This is a genomic window from Devosia insulae DS-56 (assembly GCF_000970465.2).
Lineage (GTDB): Bacteria > Pseudomonadota > Alphaproteobacteria > Rhizobiales > Devosiaceae > Devosia_A > Devosia_A insulae.
The window spans coordinates 1-1,125 of record NZ_LAJE02000393.1; the positions used below are offsets into that span (position 1 = coordinate 1).

Annotated in this window: 1 protein-coding gene; it reads left to right on the forward strand. The window is 65.3% G+C overall.

Annotated elements, in window-relative coordinates:
* Positions 1 to 39 precede the first annotated feature (39 nt).
* Positions 40 to 876, forward strand: coding sequence for an aldo/keto reductase (locus VW23_RS26635; RefSeq protein ID WP_069912499.1), 837 nt, complete (start codon positions 40 to 42; stop codon positions 874 to 876).
* Positions 877 to 1,125: the final 249 nt, after the last annotated feature.

Below are 1,125 nucleotides of genomic sequence, written 5' to 3' on the forward strand. Positions count from 1 at the left end.
CCGCCGGGTTGTACCATAGTTCAGCTTCGGAGGCAGTAAATGGCAGCGGTTCCATCCATCAAACTTCGCGACGGCAATTCCATTCCGCAACTGGGGTTGGGCGTCTGGCAGGTCGACCCGGCCACCACGGCACGCGTCGTCTCCGACGCGATCGAGGGCGGCTACCGCTCGATCGATACCGCCGAGGGTTATCAGAACGAGGAAGGCGTCGGCGAGGCGATCAAGCGCGCCAGCGTGCCGCGGAGCGAATTGTTCATCACCTCCAAGCTGCGCAATGGTGGGCATGCCCGCGACCTGGCGCTCTCGAGCTTCGACGCGACGATGAAGGCGCTTGGGCTCGAGCAGCTCGACCTGTTCCTGATCCACTGGCCGGTGCCGAGCCAGGGCAAGTTCGTCGAGGCGTGGAAGACACTGGTCGAGCTGAAGACGCAGGGGCGGATCCGGTCGATCGGCGTCTCCAACTTCAACCAGGACCACCTTGAGCGGATCATCGGCGAGACCGGTGAGACGCCGGTAGTCAACCAGATCGAGCTGCACCCCCGGTTCCAGCAGCGCGACAAGCGCGCGTTCCACAAGACTAACAACATCTTCATCGAGAGCTGGAGCCCGCTCGGCTCGGGCCGGATGCTCGACGATGCGACGGTCAGCGCGATTGCCAAAAAGCACGGCAAATCGATCGCCCAGGTGATCATCCGCTGGCACCTGCAAGAGGGGCTGATCGTCATCCCCAAGACCACGCACCGCGAGCGCATGGTGGAAAATTTCGACGTCTTCGGCTTCGACCTCGATGCGGATGACATGGCCAAGATCAGCGGGCTGGACCAGCGCGATGGCCGCGTCGGCGCCAACCCGGCAACGGCGTCGTTCCTGTTCTGAGGTCTGCGCCCTTGGCGGGGAGCGAGGATAGAAGCGCCGGACCCTCCGTGCTCCTCCACCGCGCAGCGGGGGAGGGGGACCAGCAAAGCTGGTGAAGGGGGCGACCCCACGAACTGGCGCCTCGTGCCGCCCCCTCCACCGCCTTCGGCGGTCCCCCCGGGGTGCTGTCCCCGCTCACCCTCTTACGCCTCCGACGGGGGGCCCTGGGGTGGTGCCCGCGGGCCGCTGCACAGTCACACAAAAAACATA

Bases quoted from the DNA above. Each gene is read 5' to 3' on its own strand.
- VW23_RS26635 (WP_069912499.1), top strand. From the start codon at position 40: ATGGCAGCGGTTCCATCCATCAAACTTCGCGACGGCAATTCCATTCCG.